The organism is Rhizobium sp. Nf11,1 (assembly GCF_050587665.1).
Classification (GTDB): Bacteria; Pseudomonadota; Alphaproteobacteria; order Rhizobiales; family Rhizobiaceae; genus Rhizobium.
In genome coordinates, this window is the sequence record NZ_JBOBHU010000003.1 from 454,795 (window position 1) to 477,253 (window position 22,459).

At 61.4% G+C, this 22,459-nt stretch carries 17 protein-coding genes; 10 read left to right on the top strand and 7 right to left on the bottom strand.

Annotated elements, in window-relative coordinates; translation table 11 throughout:
• Positions 1 to 86: 86 nt before the first annotated feature.
• Complete coding sequence (locus ACQ7C1_RS07740; protein ID WP_041678850.1) at positions 87 to 560, bottom strand: Lrp/AsnC family transcriptional regulator; 474 nt, start codon at positions 558 to 560, stop codon at positions 87 to 89.
• Positions 561 to 705: 145 nt separating this feature from the next.
• On the opposite strand from ACQ7C1_RS07740, the gene ACQ7C1_RS07745 reads away from it, so the two are divergent.
• Positions 706 to 1,608: a DMT family transporter gene (locus ACQ7C1_RS07745; protein WP_430957856.1), complete on the top strand. Its 903-nt coding sequence runs from the start codon at positions 706 to 708 to the stop codon at positions 1,606 to 1,608.
• Between the two features lie 75 nt (positions 1,609 to 1,683).
• On the opposite strand, the gene ACQ7C1_RS07750 is transcribed toward ACQ7C1_RS07745, so the two are convergent.
• Both ACQ7C1_RS07750 and ACQ7C1_RS07755 read right to left on the bottom strand, forming a co-directional pair.
• On the bottom strand, positions 1,684 to 2,298 hold the full coding sequence (locus ACQ7C1_RS07750) for a L,D-transpeptidase (protein ID WP_430957857.1): 615 nt from the start codon (positions 2,296 to 2,298) through the stop codon (positions 1,684 to 1,686).
• A gap of 135 nt (positions 2,299 to 2,433) precedes the next feature.
• Entirely contained in the window at positions 2,434 to 4,098 is a 1,665-nt protein-coding gene (locus tag ACQ7C1_RS07755; RefSeq protein ID WP_430957858.1) for an electron transfer flavoprotein-ubiquinone oxidoreductase, read from the bottom strand.
• A 243-nt stretch (positions 4,099 to 4,341) separates the two neighbouring features.
• Here ACQ7C1_RS07755 and ACQ7C1_RS07760 point away from each other — a divergent pair, with 243 nt between their 5' ends.
• Positions 4,342 to 5,130: an SDR family oxidoreductase gene (locus tag ACQ7C1_RS07760; protein WP_183703820.1), complete on the top strand. Its 789-nt coding sequence runs from the start codon at positions 4,342 to 4,344 to the stop codon at positions 5,128 to 5,130.
• Between the two features lie 6 nt (positions 5,131 to 5,136).
• Here the strand turns inward: ACQ7C1_RS07760 and ACQ7C1_RS07765 are convergent, their stop codons facing one another.
• The gene (locus ACQ7C1_RS07765) at positions 5,137 to 6,018 is read right to left on the bottom strand and encodes a phosphotransferase family protein (protein WP_183703817.1); all 882 of its coding nucleotides are present in this window, start codon (positions 6,016 to 6,018) and stop codon (positions 5,137 to 5,139) included.
• A 273-nt stretch (positions 6,019 to 6,291) separates the two neighbouring features.
• Between ACQ7C1_RS07765 and ACQ7C1_RS07770 the strand changes: the two genes are divergently transcribed.
• From ACQ7C1_RS07770 to ACQ7C1_RS07795, 6 genes are all read left to right on the top strand, one after another.
• The gene (locus tag ACQ7C1_RS07770; RefSeq protein WP_430957859.1) at positions 6,292 to 7,617 is read left to right on the top strand and encodes an efflux RND transporter periplasmic adaptor subunit; all 1,326 of its coding nucleotides are present in this window, start codon (positions 6,292 to 6,294) and stop codon (positions 7,615 to 7,617) included.
• Complete coding sequence (locus ACQ7C1_RS07775; RefSeq protein WP_430957860.1) at positions 7,614 to 10,733, top strand: efflux RND transporter permease subunit; 3,120 nt, start codon at positions 7,614 to 7,616, stop codon at positions 10,731 to 10,733. Before ACQ7C1_RS07770 ends, ACQ7C1_RS07775 begins: the two co-directional genes overlap by 4 nt.
• A 208-nt stretch (positions 10,734 to 10,941) precedes the next feature.
• Positions 10,942 to 12,234, top strand: a complete 1,293-nt coding sequence (locus tag ACQ7C1_RS07780) for an Hsp70 family protein (RefSeq protein WP_183703807.1) — start codon at positions 10,942 to 10,944, stop codon at positions 12,232 to 12,234.
• A gap of 68 nt (positions 12,235 to 12,302) precedes the next feature.
• A complete protein-coding gene (locus ACQ7C1_RS07785) occupies positions 12,303 to 13,196 on the top strand; it encodes a uracil-DNA glycosylase (RefSeq protein WP_430957861.1) in 894 nt (297 codons plus the stop codon).
• Between the two features lie 131 nt (positions 13,197 to 13,327).
• Positions 13,328 to 13,519 (top strand): hypothetical protein, encoded by a 192-nt coding sequence (locus tag ACQ7C1_RS07790; protein ID WP_097599809.1) that lies wholly within the window; start codon positions 13,328 to 13,330, stop codon positions 13,517 to 13,519.
• Between the two features lie 101 nt (positions 13,520 to 13,620).
• Positions 13,621 to 13,779, top strand: coding sequence for a hypothetical protein (locus ACQ7C1_RS07795; RefSeq protein WP_183703801.1), 159 nt, complete (start codon positions 13,621 to 13,623; stop codon positions 13,777 to 13,779).
• Here ACQ7C1_RS07795 and ACQ7C1_RS07800 read toward each other — a convergent pair whose 3' ends face one another.
• On the bottom strand, positions 13,780 to 14,652 hold the full coding sequence (locus tag ACQ7C1_RS07800) for a hypothetical protein (protein WP_183703798.1): 873 nt from the start codon (positions 14,650 to 14,652) through the stop codon (positions 13,780 to 13,782).
• A gap of 229 nt (positions 14,653 to 14,881) precedes the next feature.
• Positions 14,882 to 15,820 (bottom strand): DMT family transporter, encoded by a 939-nt coding sequence (locus ACQ7C1_RS07805; protein WP_097599811.1) that lies wholly within the window; start codon positions 15,818 to 15,820, stop codon positions 14,882 to 14,884.
• Positions 15,821 to 16,182: 362 nt separating this feature from the next.
• Here ACQ7C1_RS07805 and pepN point away from each other — a divergent pair, with 362 nt between their 5' ends.
• Together pepN and ACQ7C1_RS07815 are read left to right on the top strand one after the other, a co-directional pair.
• On the top strand, positions 16,183 to 18,831 hold the full coding sequence (gene pepN / locus ACQ7C1_RS07810) for an aminopeptidase N (protein ID WP_430957862.1): 2,649 nt from the start codon (positions 16,183 to 16,185) through the stop codon (positions 18,829 to 18,831).
• A 192-nt stretch (positions 18,832 to 19,023) separates the two neighbouring features.
• Positions 19,024 to 21,327, top strand: coding sequence for a PAS domain-containing sensor histidine kinase (locus ACQ7C1_RS07815; protein WP_430957863.1), 2,304 nt, complete (start codon positions 19,024 to 19,026; stop codon positions 21,325 to 21,327).
• A 110-nt stretch (positions 21,328 to 21,437) separates the two neighbouring features.
• On the opposite strand, the gene ACQ7C1_RS07820 is transcribed toward ACQ7C1_RS07815, so the two are convergent.
• Positions 21,438 to 22,409: an AraC family transcriptional regulator gene (locus ACQ7C1_RS07820; RefSeq protein WP_430957864.1), complete on the bottom strand. Its 972-nt coding sequence runs from the start codon at positions 22,407 to 22,409 to the stop codon at positions 21,438 to 21,440.
• Positions 22,410 to 22,459 lie beyond the last annotated feature (50 nt).

Sequence of the window (22,459 nt, forward strand, 5' to 3'; positions counted from 1 at the left end):
CTCTTCGCCCCGTTTACGAGGAGAAGGTGCCGGCAGGCGGATGAGGTGTGGGCTCCACGCCCTATCCAAGAAAAACCTTTGGAAAATCACCTTCCCTCAGGCAGCTTCAGCGGCCCATGCGTCTTTATGCTGCGGATGGCGAAGTTCGAGCGGATGTCGCTGACGTTCGGCAAGGTCAGCAGCGTCTCCGTCAGCAGCCGTTCATAGGCGGCGAGATCCTCCACCACCACTTCCGCTAGGAAGTCGGCCGTACCTGAGATCAGAAAGCAGGAGACGATCTCGGGAATGGCGAGCAGCGCCTTCTGCTGCGCCTCGGAATTTTCGCGACTGTGATGCACCACCTTAAATTCGACGAAGACCGTCAGGCCGAGACCGACCTCCTTGCGGTCGATATCGGCCGTGTAGCCGCGGATGATACCGGAGCGTTCGAGATTGCGGATGCGGCGCAGGCAGGGCGACGGCGAGAGGTTCACTTTCTCGGCGATCTCGACATTGGTGGCGCGCGCATCCTCCTGCAGGCATTTCAGGATGGCAATATCGAATTTATCGAGATTTGGCATTTTCCAGAGATCCATCGGCATCATTTGGCAGAAGATTGCGTATAGCACGATTTTCAAGCCACAGATAGCAAAGACATGCCCCAGCCTCCGGCGCTAATCTCTTTCTCAACCGGACAAGATCCGGACGGAGCAAAGGATTAGGACGATGAGCACGATCGCATTTTCGAACGACAAGTCACCATCGCAGAGCCTCGGTTATGCCGCCGGCACCATCACCGTGCTGATCTGGGCGACCTGGTTTCTGGCGACCCGCCACAGCGCGGCGACGTCACTCGGCTCCGTCGATATCGGCCTCATCCGCTTCGGCATTCCGGCGCTCGCGCTTTCGCCCGTCTGGCTTCGCATCGGTCTGCTGCCGAAAGGCGTGCCGCTCTATCTGCTGGCGATCATGGTCGCGGGCTGCGGCGCGATCTTCTTTCTGGTCACGACGCTTGCCATCCACTCCACACCGGCCGCCGCCTCCGGCATCCTGCTCGGCGGCTCCATGCCGCTTGCCACCGCATTGATCGGCATTCTGTTGTTTCGGGAGCGGCCGGATGCCACACGCATTGCCGGGCTGGCGGCAATCGTCGGAGGCGTGATGATCCTGCTGACCCGCAGTCTTGCCGACGCCTCCCTGCCCTGGACGAGCTTCGTGCTGCTGCCGGCCGGCGCCGTGCTGTGGGCAAGCTATACCCATGCCTTCCGCCGCTCAGGTCTGACAGCCATTCAGGCAAGCGCGCTGATCGCCGTCTGGTCTTTCCTGATCATGGCCGGGCTCGCCCTCGTCTTCGGCATCTCGCTGCCGCAGGCCCCGCTTGCCGAGATCGGCCTGCAGGTGCTGAGCCAGGGCATTCTCTCCGGCCTCGTCGCCATGGTCGCCTATGGCACGGCGGTCCGCATCCTCGGCGGAACGCAGGCCGCCGCCTTTACGGCATTGACGCCTGTTCTTGCGACTGTCGGCGGCGGTCTCCTCCTTGGTGAAACGATTGGTCTTGCCGAAATCAGTGCAGCAGTGATCACCGGCATCGGCGTCGCGCTTTCAACCGGTATCGCTGCACGACGCTGACCATCAGCCACAATCGACAATATCAAGCCGCCGGCAGCCATCGCTGCCGCGGCTTTTCAGTGTGTTCTCGATCGCTCAGGCCTGGATGACGACGACCCTCGCACCGACCTCGACGCGACCATAGAGATCGATGACATCGTGGTTCATCATGCGAATACAGCCGCTCGACATTGCGAGACCGATCGATTCCGGCTGGTTCGTACCGTGAATGCGGAAATGCGTGTCGTTGCCGCCGCGATAGAGATACATCGCCCGCGCGCCGAGCGGATTGTTCGGACCGCCCGGCATGCCGCCGGCAAGCTTGCGGTAGCGCTCTTCGCGGCGCTGCATGTTTTCCGTCGGCGTCCAGTTCGGCCACTCGGCCTTGCGCCCGATATAGGCGTTGCCGGCAAATGCCAGTCCCTCGCGGCCAACACCGACGCCATATCGCATCGCCCTGCCGTCACCGAGGACGTAGTAGGCGCGACGCGCCGGCGTGTCGATGACGATCGTGCCCGGCGCATGTGTGGTTTCATAGGCGACTTCCTGGCGGCGAAGTTCCGGCTTGATCTTATCGATCGGCACCTGCCTCAGCGGAAACTTTTCATCCGGAAGTGCTGCATAATTCGTCTGGCTATTGAGGCCGGTCGAGGAGCAGCCGGCGACAAAAAGCGGCAGAGCGATCAGAAAGCCCCGGCGGGAGATCGTCATGAATGTGTCCTTAGTGCGTCAACAACATGTCGCAAGCTAAGGAATTTATGGTTAACGAACGGCTAACGGCAGCCGGCGAAAGGCGATCACGAAGACGTCAGCGGTCGAAATCACCGCCGATGTCGGCGATGCACCTCACATATTCGGATAGACCGGCCCCTCGCCGCCCTGCGGCGGCACCCAGTTGATGTTTTGGTTCGGGTCCTTGATGTCGCAAGTCTTGCAGTGCACGCAGTTCTGGGCGTTGATAACGAAGGTCTTGTCGCCATCCTTCTCCACCCATTCGTAGACGCCGGCCGGACAGTAGCGCGTCGACGGGCCGGCATAGATGCCGAGCTCGGAGCTCTTCTGCAGCGCCATGTCCTTGACCTGCAGATGCACCGGCTGGTCTTCCTCGTGATTGGTGTTCGACAGGAACACTGAGGACAGGCGGTCGAAGGTCAGAACGCCATCCGGTTTCGGATAGGCGATCGGTTTGTGGTTGGCGGCCGGCTCCAGGCTCTGCGCATCGGTCTTGCCGTGACCAAGGGTGCCGAAGAAGGAGAAGCCGAACAGCGTGTTCACCCACATGTCGAGGCCGCCGAGCGCGACGCCGACGGCCGTGCCGAACTTCGACCACAGCGGCTTGACGTTGCGCACCAGCTTCAGGTCGCGGCCAATGTCTGTGGCGCGCCATTCATTCTCGATCTCGACCACTTCGTCATGGCTGCGGCCTGATACAATCGCCGCGGCTATCTTCTCGGCCGCCAGCATGCCCGACAGCACCGCATTGTGGCTGCCCTTGATGCGCGGCACGTTGACGAGACCGGCCGAACAGCCGATCAGCGCGCCGCCGGGGAAGGAAAGCTTAGGCACCGACTGATAGCCGCCCTCGGTGATCGCACGCGCCCCATAGGACAGCCGCTTGCCGCCCTCGAAGGTGGATCGGATCGCCGGATGGGTCTTGAAGCGCTGGAACTCCTCGAAGGGATAGAGATAGGGGTTCTTGTAGTTCAGGTGGACGACGAAGCCGACGGCCACCAGATTGTCTTCGAGATGATAGAGGAAGGAGCCGCCGCCGGTTTTCATGCCAAGCGGCCAGCCGAAGGAGTGCTGCACCAGACCGGGCTTGTGATTCTCCGGCTTGACCTGCCAGAGCTCCTTGATGCCGATGCCGAATTTCTGCGGCTCGCGGTCCTTCTGCAGGTCGAACTTGGCGATCAGCTGCTTGGCGAGCGAACCACGCACGCCTTCGCCGATCAGCGTATATTTGCCGCGCAGCTCCATGCCGCGGGTGTAGTTGGGACCAGGCTCGCCATTCTTCTCGATGCCCATGTCGCCGGTGGCAACGCCGATCACCGCGCCTTTGTCATCGTACAGCACTTCGACGGCGGCAAAGCCCGGATAGATCTCGACGCCGAGTTCTTCTGCTTTGCCAGCCAGCCAGCGACAGACATTGCCGAGTGAGACGATGTAGTTGCCGTGATTGTTCATCAAGGGCGGCATCAGGATGTTCGGCAGACGGATCGAGCCGGCGGGGCCGAGGACCAGGAAGTGGTCGGCGGTCACCTCGGTCTTGAAGGGATGGCCTTCCTGCTTGCGCCAGCCGGGCAGCAGCCGGTCGATGCCAATGGGATCGACGACGGCGCCGGAGAGGATATGGGCGCCGACCTCGGCCCCCTTCTCCAGCACCACGACGGACAGTTCCGGATTGACCTGCTTCAGCCGGATCGCCGCCGCCAGACCGGCTGGACCGGCGCCGACGATCACAACGTCGAATTCCATGCTCTCGCGTTCGGGCAGCTCAGTCGTCTCGGTCATTCATTCGTCTCCGCTTGGCCAGTGGCCATCATCCCATGGCCACTGTCTTGTCAAAACCGCGAAGCATTGTCGAGCCGGGATGCGACAGCCAATCCTCAATTCGCACAAAGACATTCCAGCCGATGCGAGACTTACGGTACCGCTTACGTTAACGTCAATTGTGAAACCCGCGAGACCACAGTCGTCCCTTTCCTTTTTTGTCGTCCGCGCCTTATACACCCCTCGAAGACATCGGAGGAAATCATGGATCTCGGTATCAAGGGCAAACGGGCGCTCGTTCTTGCCTCCTCGCGCGGGCTTGGCCTCGGCATCGCCACAGCACTCGCGCGCGAAGGCGCAAACGTGCTGCTGTGCGGACGCAGCGGCGAACAGCTGGAGGCCAATTGCGCGGCGATCAACAGCGAAGGCAATGGCCGGGCCGACTGGATCTGGGCCGATCTTGGCGATGAGCGCTTCGTAGAGACGGCAACGACGGCAGTGAAGGAGAAGTTCGGCGGCATCGACATCCTCGTCAACAATACCGGCGGGCCAACGCCCGGCACGACGGAGGAGATGACGGCCGAAAAGCTCGAAACCTATTTCCTCTCCATGGTCGCCCGGGTGATCACGCTCACCAATGCGCTGCTGCCTGACATGAAGGCGCAAGGCTGGGGCCGCATCCTGACGGTCGCCTCATCAGGCGTGATCGAACCGATCGCCAACCTGGCGCTGTCGAACACGCTGCGCCCGGCGCTTGCCGGCTGGAGCAAGACGCTTGCCTCCGAAGTGGCGAGCTTCGGCATCACCACCAACTTGCTTCTGCCGGGCAGCATCCTGACCAGGCGGCTCGACGACCTCGACGGCGCCGCGGCAAAGCGGACGGGCAAAAGCCTCGAGGAAATCCGGGCCGACAAGGAGGCGCGCATTCCTGTCGGCCGCTACGGCAGGGTCGAGGAATTTGCCGCAACGGCCGCCTTCCTGTGCAGCCAGCCGGCAAGCTACATTACCGGCTCGCTCATCCGCTGCGACGGCGGCGCCGCACGGTCCGTCTAGAGCCGCTCAGGCCGCACGGGCCGCCACGGCGGCCCAGGTCGCCGCGTTCCGGATCATCTGTTCGACATTGGCTGGATCGTCGGCAAGTTCCGCGAGTTCGGAAAGCCGATGGAAACCCGTCAGGACCGCAATGCGCCGCCGGTCGAGCCTGCGTCCGGTCAGCATTTCATAGCCAGAGACGATGCGCGCGGTCAGATCGGGCGAGATGAAGTTCGAATAGATGAACTCCTGGTGCAACGGACCGAAACCTGAATCGGCGAAATCGTAAATGCCGTTGAGCTTACCGTGCCCGTGATCGAATGCCATATTCCAGCCGTGACCATCGAAGAAACCAAAGACGCTGCCGAAGGGATCCGGCGGCAAGGCTTCGAAATCCGAAACAACTCTCTCCGCAAAGCCCTTGATATCGGGCGGCAGCAGCGGCAAAGCCTTCGTCCGAACCGCCTCCGGCGATTGCCATGGCTGGATCGCTCCGGCGCCGGCCGCCCGTAGAAGATCGGCATCGAGCGCGTGCAGCTCGGCGTAAAATCGCGCGAGGTCATCCGCGAGCCGCTGACGGTCGCCCTCCCGAAGCGCATCGTAGTCTTCGGCAATAAGGTGTTCACCCTCGAGCTTGGCGTGGCTGGAGAAGATCGGCGGCCCGTCGTGAATGCGCATGTCGGGAACCGCCATCGACAGCGACGGTCGGACGACATCGAGCAAAGCGGCTTCTTTCACAAGCGCTCTTTCGGCGCCTATATGGCGGGGAAACTTGAAGATCAGCGTGTCGTCGACGTCGATCGCGATCGAATCCCAGTCCTTTGCCGCCAGCTTGAAGACGGAGCCGGTCAGTTCGGGAAATACGCTTGTGACGACAGAGCGAAATTCGCTGGCATCCAATTCAGTCATGACGAGCTGCCTTCTCTGTTTCCCCATCTTTCGCGCGTGGGGAGTGGCACCGAGCTGTTGCGAACCGCCGGATTGCAGCCTTCGAGCCCGCGCCAATTTGCACTTCACATATATTAGTATAACCTGAATATTACGGAATATTCATTACAAAAATTTAAGCCATTATAACCACTTAGTGATCGCGACACGGGAATTATGTCTTTTTTGCGCCGCAATATAAGCGGCTCAATCAAAGCATAAATTTGCACCCGTGCTCAAACCCCGGTCTCACCCATGAAGAAATTTTGGATCACCGTCAGCTTTGTCGCGATCGCCGCGGTCGGCGTTTGGCAATTCGGGAATCTCGTCCCTTATGCCGCGCACATTCCCTACCTTTCGCAGCTCATCAAGCAGCCGGTCGGCGGCAATGGCGGCGGCAGGCAGGCACAGGGCGATCAGACGCAGGCCAATCAGGCGCCGACCGACCAGGCCGGGAATGGCGGGCAACACCAGGGTGGCGGACGCAGACGTGGAGGTGGTGGTCCGACCGTCGTCAAAACAGTCGCTGCGGTGAAAACGACGCTGCCGACGGATGTCACCGCGTCCGGCTGGGCCGATGCCGACGACAATACGACCATGGCCGCACAGGAACAGGGCCTGGTCGTCAGCATCAATGCGCAGGATGGAGCCACCGTCAAAGCCGGCGACCTTATCGCCAAGCTCGACGACCGGACGGCCAAGGCGGCGGTCGACAAGGACAATGCGATGATCGTCCGGGATACGGCAACGCTTTCGGAAGCCGAGACCGCCCTGGTCCGCGCACAGGACCTGTTCGACCAGAAGGCGGGCACCCAGCAGAGCCTCGACCAGGCAAGAGCTGCCCGCGACACCGCCGCGGCCACAGTCGAGGCTGACAAGGCCACCCTGGCCTCGGATCAAATCACCCTCGAGAATACGGATATCCGGGCGCCCTTCGACGGCCGGCTCGGCGATATTGCCGTCAGCAAGGGCGCCTTCCTCAATGCCGGGTCGGCAATCGTCACCATCGCGAAATTTGATCCGATCTATGTGAAATTTCACCTGCAGGAGCGCTATCTGCGCGTCCTGAAGAAAGCGCTGGCAGCCGGCCCGGTAGAGGTCAGCACGGTTCCCGCTTCCTCCAAGGGGCAGGTGCGCAAGGGCGAGGTCAGCTTCTACGACAACACGGTCGACACGGCCTCGGGCACGATCTTGGCCAAGGCGAAATTGGAGAATGCCTCCGGTGCGCTGTGGCCCGGCCAATCGGTCAATATCGTCGTGCATTTCAACAACGACGAACAGCAGGTGGTGGTGCCGACGGTTGCCGTCAGCCCCGGCCCAGACGGGTTCTTCGCCTTCGTCGCCAAGGACGGCAAATCGCATCTGACGCCGGTCACCGTCGCCCGCGCCAATGGCGGCTTCACCGCTATCGAATCGGGTCTTCAGCCGGGCGACCATGTCGTCATCGAAGGCCAGGGCCAGCTCAGCGACCAGCAGGCAATCAACGAGCAGTTCGACGACAAGACGCTTGACGTCGCGTCTGCCGAAGAGCCTCGGCAACTGCGGCAGTCCGAGACGATCGCGGTGGGAGCTCAGCAATGATCCCGAATTTCTGTATCCAGCGCCCCGTCGCAACGACGCTGCTTGCCATCGGCGTCATTCTGGCCGGTCTTGCCGGCTACCGGCTCGTGCCGGTTGCAGCCCTGCCGCAGGTTGATTTTCCGACGATCAACGTTTCGGCGCAGCTGAGCGGTGCTTCGCCGCAGACCATGGCGACCTCGGTTGCCACGCCGCTGATCAAGCAGTTCGAGACAATTCCCGGGATCAGCGAAATCAGCGCCTCGAGCTCGCTCGGCAGCACCAGCATCGTGCTGCAGTTTGATCTCAATCGCGATATCGATGCGGCTGCTGCCGATGTGCAGGCGGCGATCTCACACGCGACGCGGCAGCTGCCCGACAACCTGACGACACCACCGAGCTATCGCAAGACCAACCCGGCCGATGCGCCTGTGATGCTGCTCTCCGTGCAGAGCAACACCATGCCGCGCAGCAAGCTCGACGAGATCGCCGAGGACATCATCTCGCCATCGCTTTCGACGCTGCCCGGCGTTGCCCAGGTCAGCGTCTATGGTGCGCAGACCTATGCTGTACGAGTCGAGGTCGATCCCAACAAGCTGCTCACACGCGGCATCGGCATCGATACCGTCAACAAAGCGCTTTCTGCCGCCAACAGCCAGCAACCCGTGGGGACGCTGCAGAACAATTCACAGAGCATGACCATCACCGCGAATACGCAGCGCACCAATGCCGACCAATTCCGCTCGCTCGTCATCGCCAATCCGAACGGCGCGCCGATCCATCTCGGCGATGTCGCTGATGTACAGGACGGCGTCGAGAACCAGTATACCGGCAGCTGGTATGACGGCCAGCGCGGCATCATCCTCGCCATCCAGCGCCAACCGGACGCCAATACGGTCGATGTCGTCGATGCGATCAACGCCAAGCTGCCACAACTGCACGCCGAAATTCCGTCTTCGGTGACGACCGTGGTCATGAACGACGCCGCAAAACCCATTCGCGCCGCCATCGCCGACGTCAAGTTCACACTCTTCCTGACGATCGGCCTCGTCGTTCTGGTCATCTACCTCTTCACCGGCCATGCGACGGCAACGATCATCCCGGGGCTTGCCGTTCCGCTGTCGCTGATTGCGACCTTCGGCATGATGTATGTGCTCGGCTACAGCATCGACAATATTTCGCTGCTCGGGCTGACACTGGCGGTGGGGCTCGTGGTGGACGACGCGATCGTCATGCTCGAGAATATCCTGCGCCATGTCGAGGAAGGCATGCCGGTGCGGGAGGCGGCGATCAAGGGTGCCGGCGAAGTCAGCTACACGATCATTTCCATGTCGGTTTCACTGATCGCGGTCTTCATCCCGATCCTCCTGATGGGCGGTGTCGTCGGCCGTGTGTTCAACGAGTTCGGCATGGTGGTCGCTATCGCCATCATCTCGTCGGCCATCGTTTCTCTGACCGTGACGCCGATGCTCGGCTCGCGCCTCTCCAACAATCACAGCCGGCCGCCGCTTTTGATCCGCATTTTCGATGCCGGTTTCGAGCGGACACTCCGCGGCTACGACAGGTCGGTGGCCTGGTGTCTTCGCCATCGTGTCACGATTCTCGGCGTGTTCCTGGGCTCGGTGGCTCTGACGGTCTATTTCTTCATGACGCTGCCAACGAGCTTCTTCCCGCAGGAGGATATCGGCCGGCTGACGATCAGCACGCAGGCTCGGCAGGACATTTCCTATTCCGCCATGGAGGCGCTGCAGCAGCAGGCGGCTGCCGCCGTCAAGGCGAACCCGGCCGTCAACCATGTCATGTCGACGATCGGCGGCAATCCGAACAAACCGCAGAACAATGGCTCGATGTTCGTCGAACTTAAGGACAAGAAGGAGCGCCCGCCGCTTGATCAGACGTTGCGTGAGCTGCGCACCGCGATCAACAAGATCCCCGGATTGCAGGCCTTCGTGACGCCGAACCAGAGCCTGCGCTTCGGCGGCCGCCAGACCGCAAGCCAATATCAGCTGGTCATCCAGGCGCTGAGCGCCGACCAGACCAACCTCTGGGCCGGCAAGATCCAGGCGGCGATGCGTGGTGACCGCGGGCTGTTCACCGATGTGACGTCGGATGCCCAGAACAACGCCCTGCTAGCCAATATCGTCATCGATAGTGAGCGGGCGGCCGCCTATGGGATCGACAACGATACGCTGCGCACGACACTGCAGGAATCCTTCAGCGGATATACGGCGGCGGAGATCCAGTCGACCGGCGACAGCTACGACGTCATCGTCGAATACGACACCAGCAAACCCTGGGACGACCAGAAGCTGTCGGAGATTCGCGTCGCCTCGTCCAATGGCAGTCTGGTGCCGCTTTCGAACTTCGCGCACGTGCAGCGCACCACCGGCCCCGTGACGATCAACCAGACGGGCCAGCTTGTCTCGACCACCGTTTCCTTCAACCTGCCGGAAGGCGTTTCGCTCAGCGACGCGACGGCAGCGATCGACCAGATCAAGAAGGAGATCAGCCTGCCGGCCGATGTCTTCACCTCCTATGGCGGCACGGCCGAGATCTTCGAACAGTCGCAGGGCAATACGCCCTATCTGATCCTGGCGGCGGTGCTGACCATCTATGTCGTGCTCGGCGTGCTCTATGAAAGCTTCATCCATCCGCTCACCATTCTGTCCGGCTTGCCCGCGGCTGCCTTCGGTGCGCTGCTCGCCTTGAAGATCGTGGGCTTCGACCTGTCGATCATTGCCCTCATCGGGCTGCTGATGCTGATCGGCATCGTTAAGAAGAACGCGATCATGATGATCGATGTGGCGGTGGAGACCATGCGCACGACCGGCGAAAAGGCGACGTCGGCGATCCACGAGGCCTGTGTGCGACGCTTCCGACCGATCATGATGACGACCTTCTGCGCCCTGCTCGGCGCGCTGCCGATCGCACTCGGCACCGGCGCCAGCTCGGAGCTGCGCCAGCCGCTCGGCATAGCCGTCGTCGGCGGCCTCGTCGTGTCTCAGTTGCTGACGCTGTTCATCACCCCAGTCATCTTCGTCGAGATGGACCGATTCGGCCATTTCCTCGGCCGGCTGATGGACCAGAAGAAGGTCGAGGAGCCGGTGCTGCAGGAGACAAGGGCGCTGGCCGCCGAGTAAGGCGTTCTGACGATACCGGGCCTTGCCTGTCCGCTTCTTGCCCTCCGAGCGGCGAAGAAGCGGGCGCGGCAACGGGTCTCGATCTTCAAATCCACTTGAATGTGTCACGCCCCTGTGGCATCAACCGCCCTCCTTGATCCGGGCGTCCTTACGCCTTTGCGGAGTGCTGCTCCGTCTCCAGCAACAATCGGCATGAAGAGGTGCGGGCATGGCTCAGGCGCTGGGTTTCGACTTCGGCACGACGAATACGGTTCTCGCCATGGCGGATGGCGGGACAACGGGTTCGATGACGTTCACAAGCGCGGCCGGGACGGCCGACAGCATGCGGACGGCACTCTCCTTCATGAAGGACGCCCAGCTCGGCGCCTCGGCGCTGAAAGTGGAGGCGGGCCATGCGGCGATCCGGCAATTCATCGACAATCCCGGCGAATGCCGGTTCCTGCAGTCGATCAAAACCTTTGCGGCAAGCGCACTGTTCCAGGGCACGCTGATCTTCGCCAAGCGGCACAATTTCGAGGACCTGATGGAGATCTTCGTGCGGCGCCTGCGCAACTATGCCGGCGACAGCTGGCCCTCGGATGTCAGCCGCATCGTCACCGGCCGGCCGGTTCATTTCGCCGGCGCCAGCCCCGATCCGGCGCTCGCGACCGAACGCTATAACGAGGCGCTGTCGCGCTTCGGCTTTCCCGAAATCCACTATGTCTACGAGCCGGTCGCCGCCGCCTTCTATTTCGCTCAGAACCTGAAGCAGGATGCGACGGTGCTGGTTGCCGATTTCGGCGGCGGCACGACCGACTATTCGCTGATCCGCTTCGAAAGCGTCGCCGGCAGGCTGACGGCAACGCCGATCGGCCATTCCGGCGTCGGCGTCGCCGGCGATCATTTCGACTATCGGATGATCGACAATATCGTCGCGCCGCTGATCGGGAAGGGAAGCCATTTCAAGAGCTTCGACAAGATTCTCGAAGTGCCGTCCAACTACTATTCCAGCTTCGGCCGCTGGAATCAGCTGTCGATCTTCAAGACCACGCGGGAATTCGAGGATCTGAAGAAACTGGTGCGCACCAGCCTTGAGCCGGAAAAGCTCGAAATCTTCATCGACCTCATCGATCATGACGAAGGCTATCCGCTCTACCAGGCGGTGTCGGCGACGAAGATGGCGCTCTCGGCTGCCGACGAGGCGCCTTTCGAATTCGCGCCGCTTGGCCGCGGCGGACAGCGCAGCATCAAGCGCCGCGACTTCGAAAGCTGGATCGCCGAGGATCTCGCCCGCATCGAAGGCGCCCTCGACGAGGTGCTTGTCAAGACCGAGACGAAGCCTGCTGACATCGACAAGGTGTTCCTGACCGGCGGCACCTCCTTCGTGCCGGCCGTGCGCCGCATCTTCACCGAGCGCTTCGAGCGCGACCGGATCGAAAGCGGTGGCGAACTGCTGTCGATCGCCCATGGTCTGGCGCTGATCGGCGAACGCGACGACATCGCGCAATGGACTGTGCAATAAAGCGGGCAAGCGCGGCCAATGTGCCGCCCGCCCTTTCAATGCCACGATCTCTTCGCTAGATTTGCCGTATGATCTCCGCCAACGACCTTTCCCCCGCCGAGCTTGCAGCACTTCTGCATTTCCATGCGGATGCCGGTGTGGAATGGCTGCTGGAAGAAGAGGCGGTCGACCGCTTCGCCGAATTCGAGGCGATGAAGGCTGCGCGCCGTCCGGCCGCGCAGACGCAGCAGGAATCATCTCCCGCTGAGCAACGTCCGTCGCCTGGGCAGCGCCAGATATCGCCTCGTCCGAGTGCAGCAGCACGTCCGACCCCGGCCGCCGGGCCGCAGCCGGCAATCCCGGACGGCGAGGCCGTGCAGCAGGCGCGTTTCGTCGCCGAAGCCGCGCGGTCGCTCAGCGAGCTGAAGACCGCAATCGAATCCTTCAACGGCTGCAATCTCAAGCACAGCGCCCGCTCGACCATCTTTGCCAGCGGCGACCCCGGCAGCGGCATCATGGTGATCGGCTCGGCGCCGGGCGCCGAAGACGATCGTGAAGGTACGCCCTTCTCGGGAAAATCCGGCCAGTTGTTCGACAAAATGCTGGCGGCGATCGGACTTAGCCGTGCCAGCGTCCTGCTGACGCAGGTCATTCCCTGGCGGCCGCCCGGCAACCGCGCGGCGTCGCCGGCCGAAATGGATATCTGCCGACCCTTCATCGAGCGGCAGATTGCGCTCGCCGAGCCGCAGGCGATCCTGCTGCTCGGCAATTTCGCGGCGCGGTTCTTCTTCGGAGAAAACGATACGATTCACGGCTTGCGTGGCCGCTGGAGGGAAATTGCCGTCGCCGAGCGCGTCATTCCCGCCATCGCCAGCCTGCATCCTCAGGATCTGTTAACCGCACCTGTCAACAAACGGTTGGCCTGGAACGACCTGCTGATCTTTCAAGCGAAACTTAACTCGCTCTCTTTGCTTAGAAATTAGTCGAAGTGAACCATTGATAAAATGATCCATGCGTATTTCGCATGGCTGCATCGCGTCACGATGCATTGCAGAATCGATGTTGCACTGCAATATAAAGCCGTGTCTTGGGAGGAATTACAGGAACCAAGGCCATGAACAAACGATTTCGTCCTATCCATTGCGGGTTTGAAACCCTTCGTCTCGCCGGCGACCAGATTCGTTCCACTCACGGCTATAGCCGCTTCGGTTTTGCCGCGAACGAGCAGATGGTTGCCCGCGGCACCGGCATCAACAGCCGCACGGCACGTCCAAACGCCATTTTTTCCGACTTCCAGCAATATTAACCGGCGGGCGCTGCCGCGCCGCGCATCTTTTCGGAGGCATAAAAGGCCTCCATTTAAGGAATCGCGCAGCCGCCTGCCCGTTCATGTCAGAGTATGCCACCATGTCGACGATCCTGCTGTCGCTTCTGCGTAATATCGAAACCTTCGAACATATCCGCGTCGCGGTCTGCGCCGCACGGGAATATGAGCGCGAGCTGTCGGTCAGGCCTGCCGATGTCGCCTCGGATCTTGGCGCGAGTGCAGCGGCGATCGTTCTCTGATCAGACTGCTATTTCTTCGATCCGGGCTTTCGCCCATTCGAAGGCTTCGTCGACATAGGCGAACTTGACGGCCTGCCAGGCGCAATATTCTTCGACAAAATCCCGCGATATCCAGAGCCGCGTCTTGCGCGGCTCGTCATGCCAGCCGACGCAGCCGCGCTGCGCCGCCTTCGCCAAGAGCCGCTGCAGGTGCGTGCGCGACATCATGAAATCGGCGGCGAGCGCGCGGGTTTCGACGCGGCCGACGACAAACCTGTCAGACGCGGTGTTCTCGATATCCATCCGGCTGATCAAGTTGTCGACGACGAGGCCGCCGGCTTCCGTCCAGAGAAATTGCGCCACCTGCTCCGGCGGCTCCCGCCAGGCGGCGTCTTCCAGGCAATGGCGGGCGATGCGCGGCTGAACAAGCTTCATCAATGCTGGATTTGCCTGGAAAAAGGCCGCCCTTTCGCCGCCGTCCAGCAGGTCGAGCGCCGCCAGATTGGCGTGAATCCAGCCAAACATTGCCTGGTGGCTGACAATGGCCGGTTCAAAATGCCGTGGGCGGCGCCGCTCGTCGCCAGGCGTGTGAGCGATGAAGCGGTAGGTATAAAGTTCTTCAATGAAAGCGAGCACGGTGTTACGGCTCGCCACCTTGTGTGCGGTGATGCGGCCGGTCAGCCGAACGGCGGTGAAACCCGACGTCGGGTCGCGCGGATCATATTCCAGGTGGAGAGCATAAGCGGTCTGTGTCAGGAGCCAGCGCTGATGGGAGGCGAGCAGTCGCGCCAAACGTGGACCGGCGTCGAACATGCTGCGCGTCTGCCCAGCCAGAAAGCGGATGCTCATCAAAAAGGAGCAGTTCCCCGCCAATTGCTCCGCCGTGAACGCCATTATGCTTTTCTCCATCTCCGCTCGCCGGCCAGCGTTCGGAGCAGTAATATCGAAAGCCGCAAACCGGCTCATTCAGACATGCATAGCATTGAATAAATGATAGTTTTTCATGTTCAACAATCATATTCCGCAGGTCGACGCCATCCCAAGAATTCGCCATTCTTTTCGCTCACCGGAAGCAAGCCTCGCATGACGGCAATCCCGGCGTTAAATAGTGCCGGTCGGCACCTCAGGCTTGCGGCGTCGTCGCCTTGCGCGCCTCTCGCTGTTCGATGCCCAGCTGATGCTCGCGATAAATGATGAAGATACCGGCAGCAACGACGATGACGGTACCGATCAGCATTGTGACGGTCGGCACGTCGCCGAAGACGAAGTAGCCGACGATACCGCCGAGCAGGATCGACGTATATTCGAACGGCGCGATGGTGGAGACATCCGCATGGCGGTAGCTTTCCGTCAGCAGAATCTGGGCGACGCCGCCGCAAAAGCCGGCAGCGACCAGATAAAGCGCCGACGGCCATGGCAGGACGAGCCAGCCGAAAGGAAGGGAAGCCAGCGAGAAGACCGACGCGGTCAGCGAAAAATACAGCACGATCGTCGCAGTCTTCTCTTCTTCGACGAGTCGACGCACCTGGATCATCGCCATGCCGCCGAGAACGGCCGAGAGCAGCACGCAAAGCGCGCCGACGGCCTGTTCGGCTTCCATGCCGCCGTCACGAAACAGCGTCAGCTTCGGCCAGGAGACGATGGCGACGCCGACGATGCCGACGAGAACGGCGCTCCAACGATAGATGCGCACGGTCTCGCCGAGAAAAACCGCGGCGAAGATAACGGCGACGAGCGGCAAGGCGTAGCCAAGCGCGATCGCCTCCGGCAGCGGCAGATGCAGCAGGCCGTAAAAACCGAAAGCCATCGACAGGATGCCGATCGTGCCGCGCTTCAGGTGGCCGAGCGGGTTGGCGGTGTGGAAGGCTGCGCGCAGCTGGCCGATATAAGCGAGATAAGCCATGATCGGGAAGAGCGCGAAGAAGGACCGGCAGAAGGTGACCTGGCCCGGCGGGATATCCGGGCCGGCCAGCTTGATGAAGGTCTGCATGGCCAGGAAGACCACGACCGACGAGACTTTCAGCGCAATGCCTCTCATCGGGTTTCTGAGAACCGAGTGCATGATCCTGGCTCTGATGCTGACTTAAAAGGAACTGGGAGACGCATCCGACTCGGGGACGCGGCGAGTGACGTCTGTCATCCTAGCTAAAGAAAATCGATATGGCGAAAATTTATAGCTTTTCGCATCCGATCCGACTGGTCGGGCGGGAGAGCGGCGCTGCGGCGCTCGATCCGATATAACGCCTTTCGGCCGACAGCCACGTTCATCCGGCTCCCATGGATATTTTGCCTGCGAACTTCGCGTTTGCGGGCAATTTGCTTTAACTTTAGTTCAGACTTTAATGTAATCATGCCCGTCAATTTAGGCAGAGTGCGCCCGCCTCTGTATCCGCGGTTGTCAAATAACGGTCTTCAGGAAACACCATGCGAACAGATACCGGCCAGGTCATTCATCTGGCAGATTACCGTCCCACCGACTTCGTGCTGGAACGCGTGGACCTGACATTCGAACTTGATCCGACCGAGACAAAGGTCGAAGCGCGTCTCATCTTTCATCGTCGTCCGGGCGCCGACATTGCGGCGCCGATCGTGCTCGACGGCGACGAGCTGACGCTGGCGGGGCTGCTGTTCGACCAAGTGGAGCTTGACCCTTCGCGTTATGATGCGACGCCGGAAAGCCTGACGGTGCGCGACCTGCCGGAAAGCGCCCCTTTCGAGCTGACGATCACCACGATCATCAATCCCGAGGCCAATACCCAGCTGATGGGCCTCTACCGCACCGGCGGCGTCTACTGCACGCAATGCGAGGCGGAGGGCTTCCGCCGCATCACCTACTTCCCCGACCGACCCGACGTGCTTGCGCCCTATACGGTCAACATCATCGCCGACAAGGACGCCAACCCGCTGCTGCTGTCGAACGGCAACTTCCTCGGCGGCGCCGGCTACGGCCCCGGCAAGCATTTCGCCGCCTGGTTCGACCCGCATCCGAAGCCTAGCTACCTTTTCGCCCTCGTGGCCGGCGATCTCGGCGTCGTCGAAGACACCTTCACCACCATGTCCGGCCGTGAAGTGGTGCTGAAGATCTATGTCGAACACGGCAAGGAGCCTCGCGCAGCCTATGCGATGGATGCGCTGAAACGCTCGATGAAGTGGGAGGAAGAGCGGTTCGGGCGCGAATATGATCTTGACATCTTCATGATCGTCGCCGTCTCCGACTTCAACATGGGGGCGATGGAGAACAAGGGTCTCAACGTCTTCAACGACAGATACGTCCTTGCCGATCCCGAGACAGCGACCGATGCCGACTACGCCAATATCGAAGCGGTCATCGCGCATGAATATTTCCACAATTGGACCGGCAACCGCATCACCTGCCGTGACTGGTTCCAGCTGTGCCTCAAGGAAGGCCTGACGGTCTATCGCGACCAGGAATTCTCCTCCGACCAGCGCTCGCGCCCGGTCAAACGCATCGCCGATGTGCGCCATCTGAAATCCGAACAGTTTCCGGAGGATGGCGGCCCTCTGGCCCATCCGGTGCGGCCGACGACATATCGCGAGATCAACAACTTCTACACGCGGACTGTCTACGAGAAGGGCAGCGAAGTCACGCGGATGATCGCCACACTGCTCGGCAAAGACGCTTTCAAGCGGGGCATGGACCTCTATTTCGACCGCCATGACGGTCAGGCCGTGACGATCGAGGATTTCGTCAAATGCTTCGAGGATGCAAGCGGGCGCGACCTGACGCAATTCTCGCTCTGGTACCATCAGGCCGGCACGCCGCTCGTCACCGCGTCGGGCAGTTACGATCCGGCGGCCAGCACCTTCACCCTGTCGCTCGAACAGATGGTCCCGGCGACACCCGGCCAGTCGAGCAAGGAACCGATGCATATTCCGCTCAGCCTCGCGCTCTTCGGCGAAAACGGCGGCAAGATCGAGCCGAGCTCGGTCAGCGGTGCGGAATATGCCGGCGAGGTGCTGCACCTGACCGACCGCGCCCAGACGGCGATATTCCACGGCATCGGCTCGCGCCCGGTCGTCTCGATCAACCGCAGCTTCTCGGCGCCGATCAACCTGCATTTCGATCAGAGCCCGGCCGATCTTGCCCGGCTCGCCCGTTGTGAGACGGATCACTTCGCCCGCTGGCAGGCGCTGACCGATCTGGCGCTGCCGAACCTTCTCAAGGCCGCCCGCGACGCGCGTGAGGGCAAGCCCGTCGCCTGCGAGGCGACCTTCGTCGAGACGCTGATTGCGGCTGCCGCCGACGAGAGCCTCGAGCCCGCCTTCCGCGCTCAGGCGCTAGCTCTGCCGAGCGAATCCGATATTGCCCGCGAACTCGGCAGCAACAACGATCCCGACGCCATCCATACCGGCCGGCAGGCGATCCTAAAACAGATCGCCGATGCCGGGAAGGATGTTTTCGCCAGCCTTTACGCGGCAATGACGACCTCAGACGCCTTCAGCCCGGATGCCCGAAGCGCCGGCCTGCGCGCCCTGCGCAATAGCGCGCTTACCTACCTCTCCTATGCCGAGCAGACACCGTTTCGTGCCAAGGCCGCCTTCGACGCGTCCAACAACATGACCGATCTCAGCCATGCGCTGACGATCCTCGCCCATCATTTCCCCGAGAGTGAGCAGACCAGCGAGGCGCTCACAGCCTTCCGCGACCGCTTCGCAGAAAACGCGCTCGTCATCGACAAATGGTTCGCGATCCAGGCCGGCATCCCCGGCGCCAAGGCCTTGGAGCGGGTCCGCGCCCTGATGGAAAATTCGCTGTTCAATCGGACCAATCCGAACAGGATGCGGGCGCTGGTCGGCACCTTTGCCTTCGCCAATCCGACCGGCTTCGGTCGTGCCGATGGCGAAGGCTACCGTTTCCTTGCCGGTGAGATTCTCGAAATCGACGAGCGCAACCCGCAGCTCGCCGCCCGAATTCTTACCTCGATGCGCTCCTGGCGCTCACTGGAACCGACGCGTGCCGGTCATGCCCGCGCCGCATTGAGCAAGATCGAACAGGCGCCCAACCTTTCCACTGACGTGCGCGACATCGTGGAGCGCACGCTTAAGGGGTGATTTGCTTGAGCCGGCCGCCGTGCAGGATGTGACGGCCGGCTGGCCGCTTGATTCGAATCGCTCAAAAATTCCAGAAATTTAAATAGTTAACGGATTTTTACCTTTGCCTCTGGACAAGGCGAATCACCCGTGATTCTCTAGGTCAGGTTCGAGCGAGCGGCGCGCGAATCACACGAGGGACAAGGCGAAGAGATGATGGACGTGCGGCGGGCAACCGTGGCCGGAGGACGGCTGCGTGTCGATTTTGACGGGCTGAAAGCCTGGCGAAACAGCCTTTCCGGTCATGCGACATCGGAACCGCTCCTTCGTCATCTGCCGAAGGCCGAGCTCATCTTGAAGCGCACCATTCCGGCGCTCATCATTGCCTTCCTCTCGGTTGTCGCCGCCTCACATTTCTTCGGCATGATGAATGAATATGCCCGCCTGGAGGCTTCCGCCCGTCATGCCACCGCGCTCTCGGCGGCGACTGCCTCGGCGGTGTTTGCCGATGCGTCCCAGATTTTCGACAGCGGCGATATCGGCCAAGCGCAGACCCGCCTCGCCAAGTACCTGCCGCAGGACCGGCTGGACAGCGGCGCTTTCGTGCTGCTGGTGCAGGCCAGCGGCAAGGTTTTCGCCGCGACGACTGCCGGGCTCTCGCATGTCGGCAGCAATGTCGGTGACTTCTTCCCCGAGGTTTCGGCAATCCGACGTTTCGGCGATCGAGCCGGTGTCATCGAAACCACGATCGGCGGCGTGCCGCACTATGCCGAGATCACTTTGATGGGCAATGCCGGCGGCTATATCGTCGCCGCCACCTCGCTCGAGGAGATCAGCCAAGTCTGGCGCGAGGAACTGGCGCTCAACGTCACGCTGTTTGCCGGCATATCCTCGATCCTGCTCGTCATCCTCTATGCCTATTACACCCAGGTGAAGCGCGCCCGCGACGCCGACGATATCTTCCTGGAATCGAACCTGCGCGTCGAGACGGCGCTGTCGCGCGGCCGTTGCGGCCTCTGGGATTTCGATTTCGAGAACCGCGAATTCTTCTGGTCGCGTTCGATGTACGACATGCTCGGCCTGCCAGGTTCGGACAAGACGCTGGGCTTCGGCGAGGCCGCGCGGCTGATGCATCCGGATGACGGCGGCCTCTATGAGATCGCCCGCGCCATCGCCAACGGCCATTCCGGTCAGGTCGACCAGATCTTCCGCATGCGCCATGCCGGCGGCCACTATGTCTGGATGCGCGCCCGTGCCCAGGTGATCCGCAGCAATTCCGGCCGCATGCACCTGATCGGCATCGCCATGGACGTGACCGAACAGCACCGGCTCGCCCAGCGCTATGCCGAAGCCGATCAGCGGCTCGCCGACGCTATCGAATGCACCTCCGAAGCCTTCGTGCTCTGGGACAAGAACGATCGGCTGGTCATGTGCAACACGCATTTCCAGGAAGCCTACGGCCTGCCGGACAGCGTGCTGGTGCCCGGCACCGAGCGCTCGATCGTCAATGCCGCCGCCGCCCGCCCCGTCATCGAGCGGCGGGTCGCCGATGCCGATGGCTCGGGGCGGACGACCGAGGTGCAGCTTGCCGACGAGCGCTGGCTGCAGATCAATGAACGCCGCACACGCGACGGTGGCAGGGTCTCAGTCGGCACCGATATCACGCTAATGAAACGTCATCAGGAGCGGCTGCGCGAATCCGAACGCCGGCTGATGGCAACGATCGGCGATCTCTCCGCCTCGCGTCAGACGCTGGAGCTCCAGAAAGCCGAGCTTTCGACGGCCAACGCCAATTACCAAGCGGAGAAGGAACGCGCCGAGGCCGCCAACAAGGCGAAGTCGGAATTCCTCGCCAACATGTCGCATGAGCTGCGCACCCCGCTCAACGCCATCCTCGGCTTCTCCGAGATCCTGCAGAACCAGATGTTCGGTCCGCTCGGCTCGCTGAAATACGACGAATATGCCCGCGATATCCATGACAGCGGCAAACATCTGCTCAACGTCATCAATGACATTCTCGACATGTCGAAGATCGAGGCCGGCCATCTGAAGCTGCACCGCGAGCGCATAGACCTTGTGCCGCTGATCGAGGAAAGCCTGCGTTTCACCGCCATTCCGGCCGCCGAAAAGAACATCGTGATCGAGCAGCGCATCTCGTCGGGCCTGACGCTGACGGCCGACCGCCGGGCGATGAAACAGGTGCTGCTCAACCTGCTCTCCAATGCGGTGAAGTTCACAGATAATGGTGGGCGCATCGCCTTGCGCACGCGCCGCGTCGACGGCGCCGTCTTCGTCACCATTGCCGACACCGGCATCGGCATTCCGCGCTCGGCGCTCTCCAAGATCGGCCAGCCGTTCGAGCAGGTGCAGAGCCAATACGCCAAGAGCAAGGGCGGCTCCGGCCTCGGACTTGCCATCTCCCGCTCGCTGACTTCGCTGCATGGCGGCCGCATGAAGATCCGCTCACGCGAAGCTGTGGGCACCGTGATCTCGCTGCGCATTCCAGATGATGTTTAGGTGAACACCTTGACCGTTTGCGAGTTGGAATGATCTGACTCGAAACTCGCCATGAAATTTTGGCCGACGCCTTCTCCAGGCTCAGATTAGACGCAACACCTTCCCCCATATTAGCCGCGCCGCGCCAAATCGGCAGTAGGCGAGACGCCGAAATGCGAACGATATTCGGCCGAAAACCGCCCCATGTGGATAAATCCCCATTGTCGCGCAATCTCGGACACCGTCGCTGACGGTGCGGCCTGAACCAGGTCACGCCGCGCACCTTCGAAGCGTAGCTGCCGCAGGAAAGACATTGGCGTCGTATTCAGGAATCTGCGGAAATTGACTTGCAGCGTGCGTGCACTCACACCGGCCGCCATAGCCATGTCCGCAATTGTTATCGGCAATGCCGCGTTTGCCTTTGCAAATTCCATCGCTCGTTTCAACTGTGCCGGTGTGATGTAGCATGTCCGAGCCGACGCCAGTTTTTGCGACAGCGAATGCTGTATGTTCTGCGTTATCAGCGAGCAAAACATCTCCTGAAACCCGGCCAGGGCAATAGGAGAGACGACGAGTTGCGAGCCGCAAATCTCCGTCCGGAAGAACCGCATCAGGTTCATCAATTGCAAAGCTGGCCCCGTCGCCAGGTCCAACGATGGAGAAAATTCGAAGTCGGCCGGTACGAAGCATTCAAAAGAATCGGCAAGCGCTTTGTGCACCAGGTGTTTCGGAACCGAAAAGCCCTCGGCGATCGAGCCTTCGCCAATTTCCACGCCGGAATATCGGTCGGCAGACGTCAGCAGCCCCTGTGAGCGGCCTACATCGAATTTCGCACTCCCCGTCGCGATGGCATGGCCGTCCCCATGGTCGGCAAAGAACAGGTAGTCATCGATTTCCAAGCCAACTCGCAGCGATCGATGAACTGAACTCGACCCCGTCCATCCGACAAACTCGCCGAGTGCCTGCGCGCTGAAGGAAAAGTCGCCAACCGAATCCTTACCTACCGGGCGGAACGAATTATCCGTCTTTTCAGCTGACAGGCATTCCGACACATCGCCTGTCGTCATCGCGGTTGTCGGAATGGAAAAAGTAACGGCTTTCATCTTGCCTCATAAGGACCACATGGATTTCCGCTTCCGTGCGAAGCGAGTTC

What these genes read in the sequence shown, in the direction of transcription:
- ACQ7C1_RS07740 (WP_041678850.1), bottom strand. Translation starts at nt 560, where the DNA reads ATGCCAAATCTCGATAAATTCGATATTGCCATCCTGAAATGCCTGCAG.
- ACQ7C1_RS07745 (WP_430957856.1), top strand. Translation starts at nt 706, where the DNA reads ATGAGCACGATCGCATTTTCGAACGACAAGTCACCATCGCAGAGCCTC.
- ACQ7C1_RS07750 (WP_430957857.1), bottom strand. Translation starts at nt 2,298, where the DNA reads ATGACGATCTCCCGCCGGGGCTTTCTGATCGCTCTGCCGCTTTTTGTC.
- ACQ7C1_RS07755 (WP_430957858.1), bottom strand. Translation starts at nt 4,098, where the DNA reads ATGACCGAGACGACTGAGCTGCCCGAACGCGAGAGCATGGAATTCGAC.
- ACQ7C1_RS07760 (WP_183703820.1), top strand. Translation starts at nt 4,342, where the DNA reads ATGGATCTCGGTATCAAGGGCAAACGGGCGCTCGTTCTTGCCTCCTCG.
- ACQ7C1_RS07765 (WP_183703817.1), bottom strand. Translation starts at nt 6,018, where the DNA reads ATGACTGAATTGGATGCCAGCGAATTTCGCTCTGTCGTCACAAGCGTA.
- ACQ7C1_RS07770 (WP_430957859.1), top strand. Translation starts at nt 6,292, where the DNA reads ATGAAGAAATTTTGGATCACCGTCAGCTTTGTCGCGATCGCCGCGGTC.
- ACQ7C1_RS07775 (WP_430957860.1), top strand. Translation starts at nt 7,614, where the DNA reads ATGATCCCGAATTTCTGTATCCAGCGCCCCGTCGCAACGACGCTGCTT.
- ACQ7C1_RS07780 (WP_183703807.1), top strand. Translation starts at nt 10,942, where the DNA reads ATGGCTCAGGCGCTGGGTTTCGACTTCGGCACGACGAATACGGTTCTC.
- ACQ7C1_RS07785 (WP_430957861.1), top strand. Translation starts at nt 12,303, where the DNA reads ATGATCTCCGCCAACGACCTTTCCCCCGCCGAGCTTGCAGCACTTCTG.
- ACQ7C1_RS07790 (WP_097599809.1), top strand. Translation starts at nt 13,328, where the DNA reads ATGAACAAACGATTTCGTCCTATCCATTGCGGGTTTGAAACCCTTCGT.
- ACQ7C1_RS07795 (WP_183703801.1), top strand. Translation starts at nt 13,621, where the DNA reads ATGTCGACGATCCTGCTGTCGCTTCTGCGTAATATCGAAACCTTCGAA.
- ACQ7C1_RS07800 (WP_183703798.1), bottom strand. Translation starts at nt 14,652, where the DNA reads ATGGCGTTCACGGCGGAGCAATTGGCGGGGAACTGCTCCTTTTTGATG.
- ACQ7C1_RS07805 (WP_097599811.1), bottom strand. Translation starts at nt 15,820, where the DNA reads ATGCACTCGGTTCTCAGAAACCCGATGAGAGGCATTGCGCTGAAAGTC.
- pepN (WP_430957862.1), top strand. Translation starts at nt 16,183, where the DNA reads ATGCGAACAGATACCGGCCAGGTCATTCATCTGGCAGATTACCGTCCC.
- ACQ7C1_RS07815 (WP_430957863.1), top strand. Translation starts at nt 19,024, where the DNA reads ATGATGGACGTGCGGCGGGCAACCGTGGCCGGAGGACGGCTGCGTGTC.
- ACQ7C1_RS07820 (WP_430957864.1), bottom strand. Translation starts at nt 22,409, where the DNA reads ATGAAAGCCGTTACTTTTTCCATTCCGACAACCGCGATGACGACAGGC.